Genomic DNA, 15983 nt, shown 5'->3' on the forward strand with positions numbered 1-15983 from the left:
GTACGCGGCGAGGCGTGCGGTCAGCGGGGCCGTCTGCCCGCGGTGAGCAGATGGCCGCTGGCGCCGAGCAGGGTGGGTTCGCACTCGATGTGGCGGCCGGCCGTCAGGACGGCCTCGCGGCGGCCCGGGTCGTCCAGCCAGTCCTCGATGCCGCCCATCAGCCAGGCGACGCCTTCGAGTCCGTACTGACCGTCGACGGTGAGTGCGGCCTCCTCGAACTCCTCGGGGGCCTCGTGGGGTTGGGCGAAATAGGCGGTCGTGAAGTGGCCGCCGTCCTCGGAGTCGTGGCGTCCCTCTTCCATCTCGCGGTCGATCCGCGCGCGGTGCGGGTCGACGAAGTACAGCTCCTGCCTGAGCATGTCGTGCAGTCCCGCGAACCGGTTGATGGTCGCCGCGACCACCAGGCCGCCCGGCCGCACCACCCGACGCGCCTCGCTCAACGCCCGTACGCGGTCGGCCCGTTCGGGCAGGTGGTAGAGCGGCCCGAGCAGCAGCACCACGTCGTACGCGGTGTCTTCGGCGGGCAGTGCTCTGGCGTCCCCGGGGCGGGCGGTGACCCCCGGCAGCCGGTCCGCCTGCTCCACGTGCAGCGGCACGGGGTCGACGAGTTCGACCTCGTACCCGTCCCGCGCGAGCCACTCGGCGTGGATGCCACTGCCCCCGCCGACGTCCAGCACCCTCGCAGGGGCCGTCTGCAGCAGGCGCCGCAGTACGTCCTGGGTGCGCCAGAACTCCAGCCGGTCGGAGCCCTGTCTGAGGCGGCCGTCCTCGTTGCCCTGGGCGTAGTAGGCGAGGATCTCCTCGCGAACACGGACGGCGGAGTCTTGCGCGCGTGTCGTCTCGGTCATCGCCCCAGGGTGTGATCCGACGTGTCCGGCCCGCAACGGGATTCCGGCGCTCGTGCCGTCACCAGCCCCGCCTCGTAGGCGAACACGACGAGTTGGGCCCGGTCGCGGGCGCCGAGCTTGGTCATGGCCCGGCTGATGTGGGTCTTCGCCGTGAACGGGCTGATGACCATGTGAGCGGCGATCTCCTCGTTGGTGAGGCCGCGCGCGGCCAGGGCGGTGACCTCGCGTTCGCGGCGGGTGAGGTGTTCCAGGCCGGTGGCGGTGGAGCGGTCGGGGGGCCGGGAGACGAACTCGCCGATGAGGGTGCGGGTGATCGACGGGGAGAGCAGGGCCTCGCCGCCGGCGACGATCCCGATCGCCTGGAGCAGGTCCGCCGGATCGGTGTCCTTCAGGAGGAAGCCGCTGGCGCCCGCCCGGAGCGCCTCGAAGACGTACTCGTCCAGGCCGTAGTTGGTGAGGATGACGACCCGGACCGCGGCGAGGGCGGGGTCGGCGGCGATGCGGCGGGTCGCCTCGATGCCCGTCATCACCGGCATCTGTACGTCTATCAGCGCGACGTCGGGCAGCTGCGCGCGGACGAGGGCCACGCCCTGTTCGCCGTTGGCCGCCTCGCCCACCACCTCGATGCCGTCCTCGGCGTCGAGCAGGGCGCGGAAGCCCGCGCGCATCAGCGCCTGGTCGTCCACGACCACGACCCGGATCATCCCGCCTCCCCCAGTGGCAGTTCGGCCCGTACCGCGAAGCCGCCCTCCGCGCGCGGGGCGGTGTGCAGGGTGCCGCCCAACGCCGTGACCCGCTCGCGCATGCCGGTGAGGCCGATGCCCGGCTTCGGCGGACAGCCGGGGTCGGCCGCCCCGTCGTCCTCCACCCGTATCGTCAAGTCCTCGTCGCCGTAGTCGAGTTGGACACTGACCTTGGCCGGGCCCGCGTGCCGGGCCGCGTTGGTCAGGGCCTCCTGGACGATGCGGTACACCGCGCGGTCGACCGTCGCCGCGAGGGGGCGCTCCTCGCCCGTCACCGCGAGTTCGACGGCGAGACCGGCCGCGCAGGCCCGCTCGACGAGCAGCTCGGGGGTGCCGGTGGGCTCCTCGGTGGTACGCAGGATCTCCAGGGTGGCCCGCAGTTCCCGCATCGCCTCGCCGCCCGCCTCCTGGATGGCGAGCAGCGCGGGCGGCACCTCCTCGCCGCGCTTGCGGGCGAGGTGGACCGCGACGCCCGCCTGGAGCTTGACGATCGAGATGCTGTGGGTGAGGGAGTCGTGCAACTCCCGCGCTATGCGCAGGCGTTCCTCACCCGCGCGGCGCAACGCGACCTCCTCGCGGGTGCGTTCGGCCTCCAGGGCGCGCTGTTCCGTCTGGCGCAGATACGCCCGCCAGTTGCGGTCGGCCAGACCGGTGACCACCGCGCACAGGAACCAGCCGGCGATGAGCGCGGTCCGCTCGACCACCTGCTGGGTCGTGGGCCCCGTCGCGAGGTACGCGGCCAGGAACAGCCCGCCCGCCCCGGCCGACCAGCCGCGGTGTCCCACCCGGGCCGCCGTGTGCATGGCGGCCAGGACGGGCAGACCCGCGACCGGCCCCGGGTGGACGTGCAGGACGTAGGCCGTCTCCCCCAGCGTGGCCACGGCGAGCACCGCGCGCGGAGCCGTCTGGTAGAACGCCAGGGCCGCCGAGGCCAGGGCGATCAGCGCGTAGTCGACGGCGGCCGTGTCCGCGTCGAAGGCGGCGACGGTCATGACGAGGGCGCCGATCACGACCGCGAGGGAAGCGTCGGCGAGGCGCCTGCGTGGGGTCACATCGACCGGGTACCCGCTCATGACCGCACAGTAGACCGCCGCGCCGACGCGGGCGTCAGTCCTGTGGACAACTCCTGGACTACTCCCCACGCAGTACTTTCCGGGCCGACGCCACCCGGCCGACGCAGCGTCAACTCCCTCCGGCCGTACGACGACCGGGGGCACCCGGGCGGCGCACGCTGCTGCCATGCCCACACCCTTCCGTCACACCCGGCCCCCGTCGCCGAAGTCCGCCACGGGCCGCACCGCCGAGGTCCTGGAGCAGATCGCCGTCGACTTCGGAATAGAGCGGCCCCCGACCTTCGTGGTCCTGTCCTCCGTGCCCGAACTCCTCGCGCCCGCCTGGGCGTTGATGCGGGAGTCGCTGATCGCGGGCGACGGCAGCCGCACCGGCAAGGAGCTGGCCGCCCTCGGGGTCTCGCTCGCCAACAAGTGCCCGTTCTGCGCGGACGCGCACACCGTCCTGCTGCACGCCACCGGCGACCACGCCCTCGCCGAGCACCTGGCGCGGGGTGGCACACCGGAGAACGAGGAGCACGCGCGCGTGCTCGGCTGGGGCCGCCGCACCCGGGTCCCCGGCGCGGCCCTGGCGCCGTACCCGTTCCCGCCCGAGCAGGCACCCGCCTACCTCGGCACCGCTCTCGCCTTCCACTTCATCAACCGCGTCGTGTCGGCCCTGCTGACCGAACAGCTCCTGCCGGGCAACGCGCAGCGGTTCCGGGCCGTACGGAGCCTCGCCGGCCGCAGCGTGGCCCGCACCGTGCGCCGCAGTGCCGTACCGGGAGCGGCACTCCCCCTGCTGGACGCGCCGGGCCCCGGGCCGGACTGGGCTGCCGGCACCCCGGTGGGCCCGGCCTACGACGCCCTGCGCACGGCGGCGCTCGCGGGCGCGGACCTGCTCGACACGGACGACCGGAAGCTCGTACGGGAGACGCTGTGGGCCTGGGACGGGGGACATCCGCCGGTTGTCCTGCGCGGCTTCCCGAACCGGCGGGAGCGGCCGGCCGCACGACTGGCGGTGCTGGCCGCGCTCGCGCCGTACCGGATAACGGAGGAGGACGTGGCCGCCTGGCGCGGGCCCGGGGGCACCGACGCGAGTCTGGTGCGGCTGATCGCGTACGGGGCGTTCGCCGCCGTCGAACGGATCGAGACGACGATGTGGGTGCCCGCCACTCGCGCCTGACCGGTGGACATAAGAGGACACACCAACGCGTCCACAGTCAGGCGCTGTCACCGCACAGGCACGGAGCGAGTTCATACTTCCGCCTCACAGGGAGTCATGTGACACTGGCGTCCCCGTCCGCAGTGCGGACCCGCTCCGCACCCTTCCCCCACGAGAAGTGCGACTTGCGTTCTCTTCCTCTGCCGCTCGCTCTCACCGCGCGTCTGTCGCCGGTCGTCGTGCTCGCCGCGATGGGCTGGGCCCTGACGTCCGGTCCGTTCGCCGCGACGACGACCGCCGATCACAAGTCGACGCCCGACTCCGGCACCCCGTCCGGGACCTCGGCCCCGTCGACGGCACCCGTGGCCAAGGCGTACTCCACGTCCCCCGCCCCGTGCGGGAGTGTGACGGCGGCGACGCTCAAGTCACTGGTTCCGGGCGCGAAGACGGCCGGCAAGGAGATCCCGTCGACGGACACGAAGGTGCGCCGCACCTGCTCGTGGAACGCGCTCAAGGGGTACGACTACCGCTGGCTGGACGTGTCGTACGAGATCACGGAATCGGACGAAGCGGCGAAAAAGTCGTACACCGAGACGACTACGGAGAAGAGCGGCGGCGGGGTCGTGCCGGGGCTCGGCGACTCTGCCTACTCCATCGTGAACCTCACCACAGAGGACAAGCAGCAGACGCGTGAGGGCACGGTCGTCGTCCGCGCGGGCAACGCGCTGGTGACCATCACGTACAACGGCAGCGACTTCGAGAACAAGAAGGCGCCGAGCACGGACGTCATCAACAAGGGTGCGATCAAGGCCGCGAAGGAAGCGGTGACCGCGCTGGAGGGCGCCAAGGCCAGTTAGCCCCGGCGCCCTCCGACACGACGAGTCCTACGCCTCGACGGGCGTCGGTTCCGTCGACGCCGGCTCCTTTCGGGTCAGCAGTGTCAGCACCACGTAGAGGACCATCGACGTGCCGAGGCCCACCGCCCAGCCGTAGTCGGCGAGCGAGGACAGGGCCGGGATGGGCCGGCCGTCGATCAGCGGGTGGAAGTCGGCGCCGCCGACGGCGAGTACGCCACCCACCAGGAAGGCGACGACGGCCCGCCAGTTCCAGCCGCCGTCGTACCAGTAGCGGCCGCCCGCCTTGTACAGGTCGGTGAGGTCGAGCTTGCCGCGGCGCAGGATCCAGTAGTCGGCGATGAGGATGCCCGCGACCGTGCCGAGCAGACCGCCGACCAGACCGAGCCAGGTGAAGATGTAGCCCTGCGGGTCGGAGTACAGCTTCCACGGGAAGATCAGCACGCCGAGGACGCTGGTGATCAGGGCGCCGGTACGGAAACTGATCTTCCGGGGCGCGATGTTGGAGAAGTCGAAGGCGGGCGAGACCAGGTTGGCCGCGATGTTCACGGACAGGGTCGCCACCAGGACGGTCACCAGCGCGTAGAGCAGACCGACCACGTTGTCCGTCTTGGCGGCCAGCTGCACCGGGTCCCAGATCGCCTTGCCGTAGACGGCCTGCGAACCGGAGGTGACCAGCACCGACAGGAACGCGAACAGGGTCATGGTGGTCGGCAGGCCGAGCGCCTGGCCCCATGTCTGGGCCTTCTGGCTCTTGCCGTAGCGGGTGAAGTCGGGGATGTTCAGCGACAGCGTGGACCAGAAGCCGATCATGCCCATCAGCGAGGGCCAGAACAGCTTCCAGAAGCTGCCGCCCCAGCCCAGCTTGGACGGCTGGTCGAAGAGCGGGCCGAGGCCGCCGGCCTTGCTGCTCATCCACCACAGCATCACGAACGCGCCGACGAGCACGAAGGGCGCCGCCCAGTTCTCGAAGCGGCGGATGGTCTCCATGCCCCGGTAGATGATGGCGACTTGGAGCACCCAGAACAGCGCGAACGACAGCCACATCGTCCAGGCGTACCCGCCGATGTGCGAGGCGTTGGCCCAGCTGTCCCCGATCAGCTTGCCGGCGAGGAAGAAGATCGCCTCACCGCCGATCCAGGTCTGGATGCCGAACCAGCCGCAGGCCACCAACGCTCGCACCACGGCGGGAAGGTTGGCGCCGCGCACACCGAATGAGGCACGCGCGAAGACCGGGAAGGGGATGCCGTACTTCGGTCCCGCGTGCCCGGTGAGCAGCATCGGCACGAGCACGATCAGGTTGGCCAGGGCGATGGTGAACACCGCCTGCTTCCAGTCCATGCCGACGGCGATGAGCCCGGAAGCGAGGGTCCAGGAGGCCGTGTTGTGGGCCATGCCGACCCACAGCGCGGAGAAGTTGTACGTGGTCCAGGTGCGCTTCTCGACGGGAACCGGCAGCAGATCGTCGTTGGCGTACGGCCCGCTGGGCTGCGGGGACCCGGGGGCGATCTCCACCCGCCCGTCGGCGAGGGTGACTTGAGCGGTCGGCGCTATGGCCGTGGGAGCGGTGTCGGTCATGGGCAGGCCAATCAATGAGGTGGGTCCGGAAAGGCCGTGCGGGGCTCCGGCCCCCCTCCCCAGGACGGTGGGGAGGGGGAGAACTGGAGTGGGGGGACGGGGAGTTGAGCGGTGGTGCGTGGGTGCGTCAGGCGTTGACGGCCGGGATGATCGTCGCGCCGTACGCGTCGATCGTGGCCTCCTGCGCGTCGTGCATGTCGTAGACGGCGAACTGGTCGACGCCCAACTCGCGCAGGGCGTTGAGCTTTTCGATCTGCTTCTCGGCCGATCCGATGATGCAGAACCGGTCGACGATCTCGTCGGGCACGAAGGCGGTGTCGGGGTTGTCGGCACGGCCGTGGTGCGAATAGTCGTACCCCTCACGGGCCTTGATGTAGTCCGTGAGTTCGTCGGGTACGGCGGCGGAGTGTTCGCCGTACTTGGAGACGAGGTCGGCGACGTGGTTGCCGACCATGCCGCCGAACCAGCGGCACTGGTCGCGCGCGTGGGCGAGCGCCTCGGGCGAGTCGTCCTCGGTGACGTAGGCGGGCGCGGCGACGCAGATCTTGACCTCGGACGGGTCGCGTCCGGCGGCGACGGCCGCGTCCTTGACCGCCTTCACCATGTATTCGGTGAGGTAGAGGTCCGAGAGCTGGAGGATGAAGCCGTCGGCCTCCTCGCCGGTCATCTTCAGGGCCTTGGGGCCGTACGCGGCCATCCAGACCGGGAGTTGGGCGTCTTCCTTTGCCCAGGGGAACTTGATGACCGTGCCGCCGAGGTCCGCCTCCTGGCCGGAGCCGAGCGCCCTGATGACCTTCATGGCCTCGCTGATCCGGGCCAGGGTGTTCGGGGCGCGGCCCGCGACGCGCATCGCGGAGTCGCCGCGGCCGATGCCGCAGACCGTGCGGTTGCCGAACATGTCGTTGAGGGTGGCGAAGGTGGAGGCGGTGACCTCCCAGGTGCGGGTGCCCGGGTTGGTGACCATCGGGCCGACCGTCAACTTCGTGGTGTTGGCCAGGATCTGACTGTAGATCACGAACGGCTCCTGCCACAGCACGGCGGAGTCGAAGGTCCAGCCGTGGGTGAAGCCGTTGCGCTCGGCGCGCTTCATCAGGCTGATGACCCGCGAGGCCGGCGGGTCGGTCTGCAGGACGAGTCCGAAGTCCATGTGCGCCACTCCTAGTTGAGGTACTGACTGGTGGAGCGCGGGGTGTAGACGCCGTGGCCCGCGTGCCCGGTGTACTCCCGCTCGGTGATGACGAGTTCGCCGCGCGAGAGGACGGTCTCGACGCGGCCGGTGAGGCGCTTGCCCTCGTACGCCGAGTAGTCGACGTTCATGTGGTGGGTCTCGGCGGAGACGGTCTGCTCGGCGTGCGGGTCGTAGATGACGACGTCGGCGTCGGCGCCCGGGGCGATGGTGCCCTTCTTCGGGTAGAGGCCGAACATCCGCGCCGGGGAGGCGCAGGCGATCTCGATCCAGCGGCGGCGGCTGATGTGCCCGTCGACGACACCCTGGTGGAGCAGGTCCATGCGGTTCTCGACGCCCGGCATGCCATTGGGGATCTTCGAGAAGTCGCCCCTGCCGAGCTCCTTCTGGCCCACGAAGCAGAAGGGGCAGTGGTCGGTGGAGACCACCTGGAGGTCGTTGGTGCGCAGGCCCTGCCACAGCTTGGCCTGGTGTTCCTTGGGGCGGAGGGGCGTGCTGCACACGTACTTCGCGCCCTCGAAGTCGGGCTCGGCGAGGTTGTCGGTGGAGAGGAACAGGTACTGCGGACAGGTCTCGCCGAAGACGGGGAGCCCTTCGTCGCGCGCCCTGGCCAGCTCGGCGACCGCCTCCATCGCGGAGACGTGCACGACGTAGAGGGGTGCTCCGGCGACCTGCGCGAGCTTGATCGCGCGGTGGGTGGCCTCGGCTTCGAGGAGGGCCTTGCGGACCTCGCCGTGGTAGCGGGGGTCCCTCTCGCCGCGGGCCAGCGCCTGCTCCACGAGGACGTCGATCGCGATGCCGTTCTCGGCGTGCATCATGATCAACCCGCCGTTGTCGGCGGCGCGTTGCATGGCGCGCAGGATCTGGCCGTCGTCGCTGTAGAAGACGCCCGGGTAGGCCATGAACTGCTTGAAGGAGGTGACGCCCTCCTGTACCAGCAGGTCCATCTCCTTGAGGGTGTCCTCGTTGACGTCGGACACGATCATGTGGAAGCCGTAGTCGATGGCGCAGTTGCCCTCGGCCTTGGCGTGCCAGGCGTCGAGGCCCTCGCGGAGAGCTCCGCCGACGCTCTGGATCGCGAAGTCGACGATGGTCGTCGTACCGCCCCAGGCGGCGGCCCGGGTGCCGGTCTCGAAGGTGTCGGCGGCCTTGGTGCCGCCGAACGGCATCTCCATGTGGGTGTGGGCGTCGACCCCGCCCGGGATGACGTACTTCCCGGTGGCGTCGATGACCCGCTCGGCGGTCCAGCCTTCGGCGACGGTGGTGCCGGAGGTGGCCAGGGCGGCGATTCGGCCGTCCTCGATCAGGACGTCGGCGTGGAGTTCGTCGGACGCGGTGATGACTAGGCCGCCGCGGATGACGGTACGGGTGCTCATTGTTTTGACTCCGCTGGATTGTGATCTGGTGCGGGTCTGTGGGGGCTGGGCGCGCCCCGCGGCGAAGCCGCTAATGGACGCTGCCCCGCGCCCCTAAGAGGGCTTCGCCCTCCGAGGAGCGCGGAAACTGTCCGAGTTACGGTGCGGTCAACGGGCCGTACGCGTCCGGGCGGCGGTCGCGGTAGAACTGCCAGCGGTCGCGGACCTCCCGCAGCTTGGCCAGGTCGAGGTCCCGGACGACCAGTTCGGGCTCCTTGTCGCTGGCCACCTCGCCGACGAACTGGGCCTCCGGGTCGACGAAGTAGGTCGTGCCGTAGAAGTCGTTGTCGCCGAGCTCCTCGACACCGACCCGGTTGATGGCGCCGACGAAGTACTCGTTGGCGGCGGCAGCGGCCGGCTGCTCCAGCTGCCACAGGTAGGCCGACAGACCGCGCGAGGTGGCCGACGGGTTGAAGACGATCTCGGCGCCCGCGAGGCCCAGCGCACGCCAGCCCTCCGGGAAGTGCCGGTCGTAGCAGATGTAGACACCGATCTTGCCGACCTTGGTGTCGAAGATCGGCCAGCCGCTGTTGCCCGGGCGGAAGTAGAACTTCTCCCAGAATCCGGGTACTTGGGGAATGTGGTGCTTGCGGTACTTGCCGAGGTAGGAGCCGTCCGCGTCGATCACGGCGGCCGTGTTGTAGAGGACGCCGGGCTGCTCCTCCTCGTACATCGGCAGGACCAGGACGATGCCGTGTTCCTTGGCGAGCGCCTGGAAGCGCTTGACGATCGGGCCGTCCGGGATCGCCTCGGCGTACTCGTAGAACGCCTTGTCCTGGACCTGGCAGAAGTACGGGCCGTAGAACAGCTCCTGGAAGCACAGGACTTGAGCACCCTGCGCGGCGGCGTCGCGGACCGCCTGCTCGTGGACCTGGATCATGGACTCCTTGTCGCCCGTCCAGGCTGTCTGGAACAGGGCGGCACGAATCACGGTGCTCATCGGGACCTCCGGTCGCTAGGTGTGCGAGGAGCCTAGGAAGTCCTGAAGTCCGGTTTGAGTTGCACGGTGTCACGTCTGCGGACGCTCGGCGTTCCACGGTGTCACCCTGTCGTGGCCGCATGTTTCACCGCCGTTTTCGCAGGTAGTCCCATGTTTCACCCCTGTTGCGCGTCGTGCGCGAGGAGCGCGATGTGCACCGACGCGGCCTGCTCGAAGTCGTCGAGGTCCACCCCGAGCCGGCCCTCTATCGCCTCCAGCCGGCGGTACAGCGCGGGCCGCGACACATGGTGGAGCTGCGCGGTGCGCGACTTGTTGCGGCCGGTGGCCAGATACGTCCGCAGTACGGCGAGCAGGTCCTCGTCGGCCGCGCACAGCAGCCCGTCCAACTCCCGCTCGGCGAAGGACTGCACCTGCGGGTCGTCCCGCAACAGCCGGATCAGGCCGCGCAGATGGACGTCCTTGAGGCGTACGACGGTGGGGAGTTCGAGGGCGTCGCTGGAGTCGGCCACGGCGTCGGCCACGTGCTGTGCCTCGCGCAGCCCGGCGGGCACGTCGTCCCAGACGGTGCGCTGCCCGGCGGCGGCCACGACCGCCTTCAACGCCCCGGACTCGGTGCGCAGCCGGCTCGCGAAGTGCGCGGCGAGGGCGTCCGCGTCCTGGTCGCGGGGCAGGCTGAGCAGCACGGCGGTGACGCCGTCGGCCAGCTCCGCGACGAGTCCGGGCAGCCCCAACAGCCGTAGGACTCGGTCGAGTTGGGCCGTGTCGCCGTCGCGTACGACCATCGGTACGAAGGTGCGCCGGTTGACGGGGAGTCCGGCCGCGCGGGCGCGGGGCAGGAGTTGGCGGGCCGGTACGACGCCGCTCGCCAGGTCGGTCAGCAGGCTCTGCGCGGACTGTTCCTCCCAGGTGTGGGCGGAGCCGCCGAGCATGCGGTGCAGGACGAGCGCCTCGGCGGCGCGGTCGGCGAGGAGTCGTCCGGTGGCGGTGTCGCCGCGGTGGCCGCACAGCATGATCTGACCCCAGCGTTCACCGCGTCCGCCCAGCTCGGCGCGGATCCAGCCGTCGCCCTCGCTGCCGCCGGCCTGCCGGGAGATGCGCTCCCAGTCGCGCAGCACGTCGTCGACGGCGGACCGCTCCCCCGCCGTGGCGAGGACGCGGTGGGCGAGGTTCGTGACGACCACGGGGCAGGCGCTGTGCGCGGCGACCTCGTCGAGCAGGCTCTGCAGCGGGGCGCCGCCGGTGATGAGTGCGGTGAGCGCGGTCCGTACGGCCTCGGAGAGGCTGACGGCGGCGAACTTCCGCCGTACCAGCCGGGATTGAACCTCCTCCGTCAACTCCGCGAAGGGGAAGGGGCGGTGGAGCACCACCATGGGCAGCCCGCACCGCTCGGCCGCGCGGCGCATCACGTCCGGCGGGGCGGGGAAGGCGCGGCCGAGACCGAGTACGACGGCGGAGGCCTCCGCGCGGTGCAGGGACTGGACGTACTCGGTCTGGGCACCCTCGTCACCGGCGAGGAGCACTCCGGTGGTGAGGATCATCTCGCCGCCGCTGAGCATCACGCCGACATCGGCGGCCTCGGCGACATGCACCCACCGCACGGCACGGTCGAGTTGGCTCGCGCCGGCCACCACCTCGGGTTCCCCGGCCAGAACCCGTTCCAGGGCGAGGACCTGACGGACCGACAGGGCGGGTTCCAGGGGGTCGAGGGTGGTGGCCATAGCGCGTTTCCCTTGCTCGTACTGCTACTACTGCGTGCTCGCCAGCGCCCGTTCGAGGATGGCGGCGCCCTCTTCGGCCTCCGCGACGGTGAGGGACAGCGGCGGGGCGATGCGCAGGGCGCTGGTGTCGTGTCCGCCGCCCTTGCCGATCAACAGCCCGCCCTCGCGGGCCGCTTCGAGCACGGCGGAGGCGGCCTGCGGATCGGCCTCGTCGGTGCCCGGTTTCACCAGCTCGACGCCTATCATCAGTCCGCGCCCACGCACTTCCCGTACACCGGGATGCTTCGCCGCGGCGGCCCGCAGCCGCTCGATGAGGAGACCGCCGACGCGGCGGGCGTTGCCCTGGAGGTCGTGCTCCAGCAGATAGGTGAGGTTGGCGAGGCCCGCCGCCATGGTGATCTGGGTGCCGCCGAAGGTCGAAATGCTGTTGGAGTCGAGGCAGTTCATGATGTCGGCGCGGGCGACGACACCACCGATCGAGCTGCCGTTGCCGATGCCCTTGGCGAAGGTGAGGATGTCCGGCGGACCGTTCTGGCCGTGCGCCTGCCAGCCCCAGAAGTGGTCACCGGTGCGGCCCCAGCCGGTCTGCACCTCGTCGGCGATCCACAACACGCCCCGCTCGGCGAGGACTTCGCGGAAGGCGGCGTACAGGCCGTCGGGCGGGGAGGTGAACCCGCCGACGCCCTGGACGGGTTCGGCGATGAGGGCGGCGGGCGGCCGGACGTGCCCGAGCAGGTCCTTCAGGTCGGCCACGCAGGCCGCGATGAACTCGGCGTCGGACAAGTGGGCGTAGGGTCCGCGCGTGCGCACACCCCCGTGGACGTACAGCGTCTGGAGCGGGGACAGCGAGGTCGGGGACCAGCCGCGGTTGCCGGTGATGCCGACCGCGCTGAAGGAGCGGCCGTGGTAACTGTTGCGCATGGCCAGGATCTGGTTGCTGCGCCGGTACGACGTGGCGAGCAGCAGGGCGGTGTCGTTGGCCTCGGTGCCCGAGGTGGTGAAGAAGACACGGGCGTCGGGGATGCCGGACAACTGGGCGACGCGCTCGGCGAGTTCGACCATCGGCCGGTTGAGGTAGAGCGTCGACGAGTGGAGGATCCGCCCGGCCTGCTCACTGACCGCCTTGGTGACCTCGGGGAGCGCGTGCACGGTCATGGTGGTGAGGATGCCGCCGAAGAAGTCGAGGTACTTGTTGCCCTCGGCGTCCCAGACGTGCCGGCCCTCGCCGTGCGTGATTTCGAGCGGGTTGTCGTAGTAGAGGGCGAGCCAGTCCGGGAGCACCGCCTTGTGGCGTCCCAGCAGGTCCTTGGTCACGGCTGCACCAGCCCTTCGTAGGCGTCGGGGCGGCGGTCGCGGTAGAACGCCCACTGTTGCCGCACTTCTTCGATGAGACCGAAGTCGAGGTCGCGGACGAGAAGTTCCTCGGCCTTGTCGCCGGCGACCTCGCCGACGAACTGGCCGCGCGGGTTGACGAAGTACGAGGTGCCGTAGAAGTCGTTGTCCCCGTACTCCTCCTGTCCCACACGGTTGATCGCGGCGATGAAGTACTCGTTGGCCACGGCCGCGGCGGGCTGCTCCAGCTGCCAGAGGTAGGCGGAGAGGCCGCGCGAGGTCGCGGACGGGTTGTAGACCAACTGGGCTCCGTTGAGGCCGAGTTGGCGCCAGCCCTCGGGGAAGTGACGGTCGTAGCAGATGTAGACGCCGACCTTGCCGACGGCGGTGTCGAAGACGGGCCAGCCGGCGTTGCCCGGCTTGAAGTAGTACTTCTCCCAGAAGCCCTTGACCTGGGGGATGTGGTGCTTGCGGTACTTGCCGAGGAAGGTGCCGTCGGCGTCGATCACGGCCGCGGTGTTGTAGTAGAAGCCCTCCTGCTCGACCTCGAAGACCGGGACGACGATCACCATGCCGGTCTCGCGCGCGAGCTGTTGCATACGACGCACGGTCGGCCCGTCGGGCACCGGCTCGGCCCAGCTGTAGTGCTCCGGTTCCTGGACCTGACAGAAGTAGGGGGCGTTGAACACTTCCTGGAACCCGATGATCCTGGCGCCCTGGCGGGCCGCCTCGCGGGCGTGTTCCTCGTGTTTCGCCACCATGGACTCGGTGTCGCCGGTCCAGGTGGCCTGGACCAGAGCGGCGCGTACGACGTTGGCCATGAGCTGCTCCTTCGACGGGACCTCAGAGCCTCTACGCCCGTAGACAAAGGCCGTAGAGGGATGAACGTAAGCCTCCGGAGCAGCCTTGCCAAGACCATCGCCGTTAACCCGCGGAGTCGATCGCGTTTCACACTCCGGTGGGCGAGCCGATGGGCCACTCAGGCAGTGAAGCCCGCCACCCGGAGGGCGTGGACGAGGTCCCAGTGGCGTTCGTCCGAGACGCCCCGGGCCGCCTCCACCAGCAGCGGGACGAGCTGCTGCGGGTCGGCCGCGACGCTGCGGGCCGCCTCCTCGGGGGTGCGGACCCGGACGTAGGCATCGAGCAGGGCGCTGATCTCGCGGCGGCGGCCCTCGGCGGCCAGCGCGAGCACGGCGTCGCCTATCTCCTCGGCCGGGCGGGCCACGCCCTGCCGCAGGATCTGCTCGCCGTCCGCCGTACGGCCCGCAGCGACCAGCGCGTCCGCCGCGCCGACCAGCCGGTCGGCGGGCAGCGAGGCGGCCTCCCACAGCAGCGTCGCCCAGTCCGCGCCGAGCCCGGCGCGCTGCAGCTCGGCCGCGAGCAGCGGGAAGCGGGCGGCGGGCCAGCACGCGGCCTCGGCGAGCAGCGCGTGCGCCTCGCCGCTACGCCCCTCCCGCCGCAGCCCCACGAGCCGCTGCACGGCCTCCACGGTGGCCTGCCGCGCCTCGGCGTCCAACGCCTCCCGCTTCGGCTGCGCCCGCTCGACCGGCCGCGCGGCCCCGGCGAAGCGGGCCCCGCGCGGGGTGCGGGGTGCGGTGGGCACGGGGGTCGGCAGCTCCGGTACGGCGGCCGCGGGGTCCGGGGCCGGGGCGGCGGCAGCGGCGTCGTCCTCGGTCATGCCGGCGAAGCGGGCGCTGCCTCGGCGGCGCTTGCGTTGCTTGGGGGTGGGGGCCGGGTCGGGGTCGGGGTCGGTGGACTGCGTGGGCTCGGGGGCCGTGGGCTGTACGGGGTCGAAGGCGGCGGAGCGCGTGGCCTCGGGCGCGGGCCAGTCGGAGGTGTCCGTCGCGGGCCAGTCGGAGGGCGATGGCGCGGGAGTGGCGGCGGGGCTCGGGAAGTCGTCCCGCAGAGGGGCCGGACTGCCGTAGCCGGGGTTGGCGCGTTCGAAGTCCTCGTAGCCGCGGCGCGCCTCCCGGACGCCCTCGTCGTGGCGCAGGGGATCGGGGCCGCCGTAGCCGCCCTGCGGCCCGGTTCCTGGTGTCTGTTCGGTGTCGCGCTGGCGGGGCAGGCGGTGCGGAGCCGGGCCGTTGCCGTACGAACCGTACGGGTCCTCCCCGCCGGACCGGCCGTCCTGGTCCTGGAAGGTGTCGTCGACCCGGAACACGTTGCCGTGCCGGTCGCGGTGGACCGCCCCGCCGCCCCGGAGGTGGGCTCGGTTGTCCAACTCATCGATGCGGGCGCGGAGTTCGGTGCAGCGGGCGGTGGCGCGCTCGTGGTCGTCGTGGGCCCAGGCCAGGTCGAGGCGGAGGGCGTCGGCGTCCTCCTGCGTGGTGGCGGAGCCGAGCAACCGCCCCAGTTCCGCCTGCCGTTCGGCGGCGTACTTCTGCTCGCGGAGCATCACGTCGAGCCGGTCGCTGAGGGCGTCCCGGCTGCCGGGCCGGGCGTCGAACGCGGCGAGCGCCGCCGCGTGCAGGGCGCGGGCCCGTTCCTTCTCCTGGGCGGCGACACCGGGGCCGTACTCGGCAGCGAGGTCCTGGAGCAGCGCCTCCACCACGTCCCACGGCGGTATCTCACGCCCGCCCAGGCAGGCCTGCATACCATCGGGATCGCGCTGCCAGAACACCCCGCACCAGCCGCCGCCCTGGTCGAGGCGCGCCAGAAGTCGGTCGAGGTAGTTCGCGAACTCCCGCACCTGTCCGGGGAGTTGATCCACAGCCATGCTCCAACTCCCGCCAGACCGGAATGCTCCGGTCCGTAGAAAACACCATTTGTGTTACGACGCGGCTACGGAAGCTTTTCGAGCCGGGCGCAGAGAGTTCGGAGCCTACGCCTCCCCCCTGTGCGCCCGCCGGATTCCGCTGCATCCGCCGTGTCCGCCACCCCGATTCAGGCCGCCAACGGCGCACACCTGACCACGAGTTGATCCATGGACAGCCCGAGCGCGTCGGCGAGGGCGGCGACAGTGAAGAAGGCGGGTGTCGGTGCCCGGCCGGTCTCGATCTTGCGGAGGGTCTCCGCCGAGATGCCCGCGTTCGCCGCCACGTCCGTCATGCTCCGGCCACCACGGGCCTCGCGGAGCAGCCGGCCGAGCCGTTCGCCGCGTTCACGCTCTTCGGGGGTGAGAGGGGTGCGTACCATGCCGTCATTCTAATACCGGT

General features: G+C 71.0%; 14 protein-coding genes. 2 read left to right on the forward strand and 12 right to left on the reverse strand.

Features of this window, described 5'->3' with window-relative positions:
• Window positions 1–20 precede the first annotated feature (20 nt).
• Genes OH768_RS10930 through OH768_RS10940 form a run of 3 tightly spaced genes read right to left on the reverse strand, consistent with a single transcriptional unit; the run spans window position 21 to window position 2664 of the window.
• Window positions 21–848 (reverse strand): class I SAM-dependent methyltransferase, encoded by an 828-nt coding sequence (locus OH768_RS10930; protein ID WP_406452499.1) that lies wholly within the window; start codon window positions 846–848, stop codon window positions 21–23.
• On the reverse strand, window positions 845–1552 hold the full coding sequence (locus OH768_RS10935) for a response regulator (protein ID WP_406452501.1): 708 nt from the start codon (window positions 1550–1552) through the stop codon (window positions 845–847). The genes OH768_RS10930 and OH768_RS10935 overlap by 4 nt, the downstream gene beginning before the upstream one ends.
• The gene (locus tag OH768_RS10940) at window positions 1549–2664 is read right to left on the reverse strand and encodes a sensor histidine kinase (protein WP_406452503.1); all 1116 of its coding nucleotides are present in this window, start codon (window positions 2662–2664) and stop codon (window positions 1549–1551) included. The genes OH768_RS10935 and OH768_RS10940 overlap by 4 nt, the downstream gene beginning before the upstream one ends.
• Window positions 2665–2830: 166 nt before the next feature.
• Here OH768_RS10940 and OH768_RS10945 point away from each other — a divergent pair, with 166 nt between their 5' ends.
• Together OH768_RS10945 and OH768_RS10950 are read left to right on the forward strand one after the other, a co-directional pair.
• The gene (locus tag OH768_RS10945) at window positions 2831–3826 is read left to right on the forward strand and encodes a carboxymuconolactone decarboxylase family protein (RefSeq protein ID WP_406452505.1); all 996 of its coding nucleotides are present in this window, start codon (window positions 2831–2833) and stop codon (window positions 3824–3826) included.
• Between the two features lie 164 nt (window positions 3827–3990).
• Entirely contained in the window at window positions 3991–4662 is a 672-nt protein-coding gene (locus OH768_RS10950; protein WP_359613364.1) for a hypothetical protein, read from the forward strand.
• A gap of 27 nt (window positions 4663–4689) precedes the next feature.
• On the opposite strand, the gene OH768_RS10955 is transcribed toward OH768_RS10950, so the two are convergent.
• The 9 genes from OH768_RS10955 to OH768_RS10995 form a co-directional block, all read right to left on the reverse strand.
• The gene (locus OH768_RS10955; protein ID WP_406452507.1) at window positions 4690–6237 is read right to left on the reverse strand and encodes an NCS1 family nucleobase:cation symporter-1; all 1548 of its coding nucleotides are present in this window, start codon (window positions 6235–6237) and stop codon (window positions 4690–4692) included.
• Window positions 6238–6364: 127 nt separating this feature from the next.
• The gene (locus OH768_RS10960; protein ID WP_406452509.1) at window positions 6365–7384 is read right to left on the reverse strand and encodes a TIGR03842 family LLM class F420-dependent oxidoreductase; all 1020 of its coding nucleotides are present in this window, start codon (window positions 7382–7384) and stop codon (window positions 6365–6367) included.
• A gap of 11 nt (window positions 7385–7395) precedes the next feature.
• Complete coding sequence (gene hydA / locus OH768_RS10965) at window positions 7396–8799, reverse strand: dihydropyrimidinase (RefSeq protein ID WP_406452511.1); 1404 nt, start codon at window positions 8797–8799, stop codon at window positions 7396–7398.
• 136 nt (window positions 8800–8935) lie between these two features.
• The gene (locus tag OH768_RS10970) at window positions 8936–9778 is read right to left on the reverse strand and encodes a nitrilase-related carbon-nitrogen hydrolase (protein WP_019071248.1); all 843 of its coding nucleotides are present in this window, start codon (window positions 9776–9778) and stop codon (window positions 8936–8938) included.
• Window positions 9779–9933: 155 nt separating this feature from the next.
• Window positions 9934–11496, reverse strand: coding sequence for a PucR family transcriptional regulator (locus tag OH768_RS10975; RefSeq protein ID WP_406452514.1), 1563 nt, complete (start codon window positions 11494–11496; stop codon window positions 9934–9936).
• A gap of 27 nt (window positions 11497–11523) precedes the next feature.
• Complete coding sequence (locus OH768_RS10980) at window positions 11524–12810, reverse strand: aspartate aminotransferase family protein (protein ID WP_406452516.1); 1287 nt, start codon at window positions 12808–12810, stop codon at window positions 11524–11526.
• Entirely contained in the window at window positions 12807–13649 is an 843-nt protein-coding gene (locus OH768_RS10985) for a nitrilase-related carbon-nitrogen hydrolase (RefSeq protein WP_406452518.1), read from the reverse strand. Before OH768_RS10985 ends, OH768_RS10980 begins: the two co-directional genes overlap by 4 nt.
• A gap of 158 nt (window positions 13650–13807) precedes the next feature.
• Window positions 13808–15544, reverse strand: coding sequence for a hypothetical protein (locus OH768_RS10990; RefSeq protein ID WP_406452520.1), 1737 nt, complete (start codon window positions 15542–15544; stop codon window positions 13808–13810).
• Window positions 15545–15711: 167 nt separating this feature from the next.
• Window positions 15712–15963: a helix-turn-helix transcriptional regulator gene (locus OH768_RS10995; RefSeq protein ID WP_362981660.1), complete on the reverse strand. Its 252-nt coding sequence runs from the start codon at window positions 15961–15963 to the stop codon at window positions 15712–15714.
• Window positions 15964–15983: the final 20 nt, after the last annotated feature.

The sequence above is a fragment of the Streptomyces sp. NBC_01622 genome, from assembly GCF_045209635.1.
In the GTDB taxonomy this organism is placed as follows: domain Bacteria; phylum Actinomycetota; class Actinomycetes; order Streptomycetales; family Streptomycetaceae; genus Streptomyces.

Excerpts from the sequence above, each read along its gene's own strand:
- hydA (WP_406452511.1), bottom strand. The coding sequence starts at position 8,799 with ATGAGCACCCGTACCGTCATCCGCGGCGGCCTAGTCATCACCGCGTCC.
- OH768_RS10955 (WP_406452507.1), bottom strand. The coding sequence starts at position 6,237 with ATGACCGACACCGCTCCCACGGCCATAGCGCCGACCGCTCAAGTCACC.
- OH768_RS10935 (WP_406452501.1), bottom strand. The coding sequence starts at position 1,552 with ATGATCCGGGTCGTGGTCGTGGACGACCAGGCGCTGATGCGCGCGGGC.
- OH768_RS10985 (WP_406452518.1), bottom strand. The coding sequence starts at position 13,649 with ATGGCCAACGTCGTACGCGCCGCTCTGGTCCAGGCCACCTGGACCGGC.
- OH768_RS10975 (WP_406452514.1), bottom strand. The coding sequence starts at position 11,496 with ATGGCCACCACCCTCGACCCCCTGGAACCCGCCCTGTCGGTCCGTCAG.
- OH768_RS10970 (WP_019071248.1), bottom strand. The coding sequence starts at position 9,778 with ATGAGCACCGTGATTCGTGCCGCCCTGTTCCAGACAGCCTGGACGGGC.
- OH768_RS10930 (WP_406452499.1), bottom strand. The coding sequence starts at position 848 with ATGACCGAGACGACACGCGCGCAAGACTCCGCCGTCCGTGTTCGCGAG.
- OH768_RS10995 (WP_362981660.1), bottom strand. The coding sequence starts at position 15,963 with ATGGTACGCACCCCTCTCACCCCCGAAGAGCGTGAACGCGGCGAACGG.
- OH768_RS10945 (WP_406452505.1), top strand. The coding sequence starts at position 2,831 with ATGCCCACACCCTTCCGTCACACCCGGCCCCCGTCGCCGAAGTCCGCC.
- OH768_RS10960 (WP_406452509.1), bottom strand. The coding sequence starts at position 7,384 with ATGGACTTCGGACTCGTCCTGCAGACCGACCCGCCGGCCTCGCGGGTC.
- OH768_RS10940 (WP_406452503.1), bottom strand. The coding sequence starts at position 2,664 with ATGAGCGGGTACCCGGTCGATGTGACCCCACGCAGGCGCCTCGCCGAC.
- OH768_RS10990 (WP_406452520.1), bottom strand. The coding sequence starts at position 15,544 with ATGGCTGTGGATCAACTCCCCGGACAGGTGCGGGAGTTCGCGAACTAC.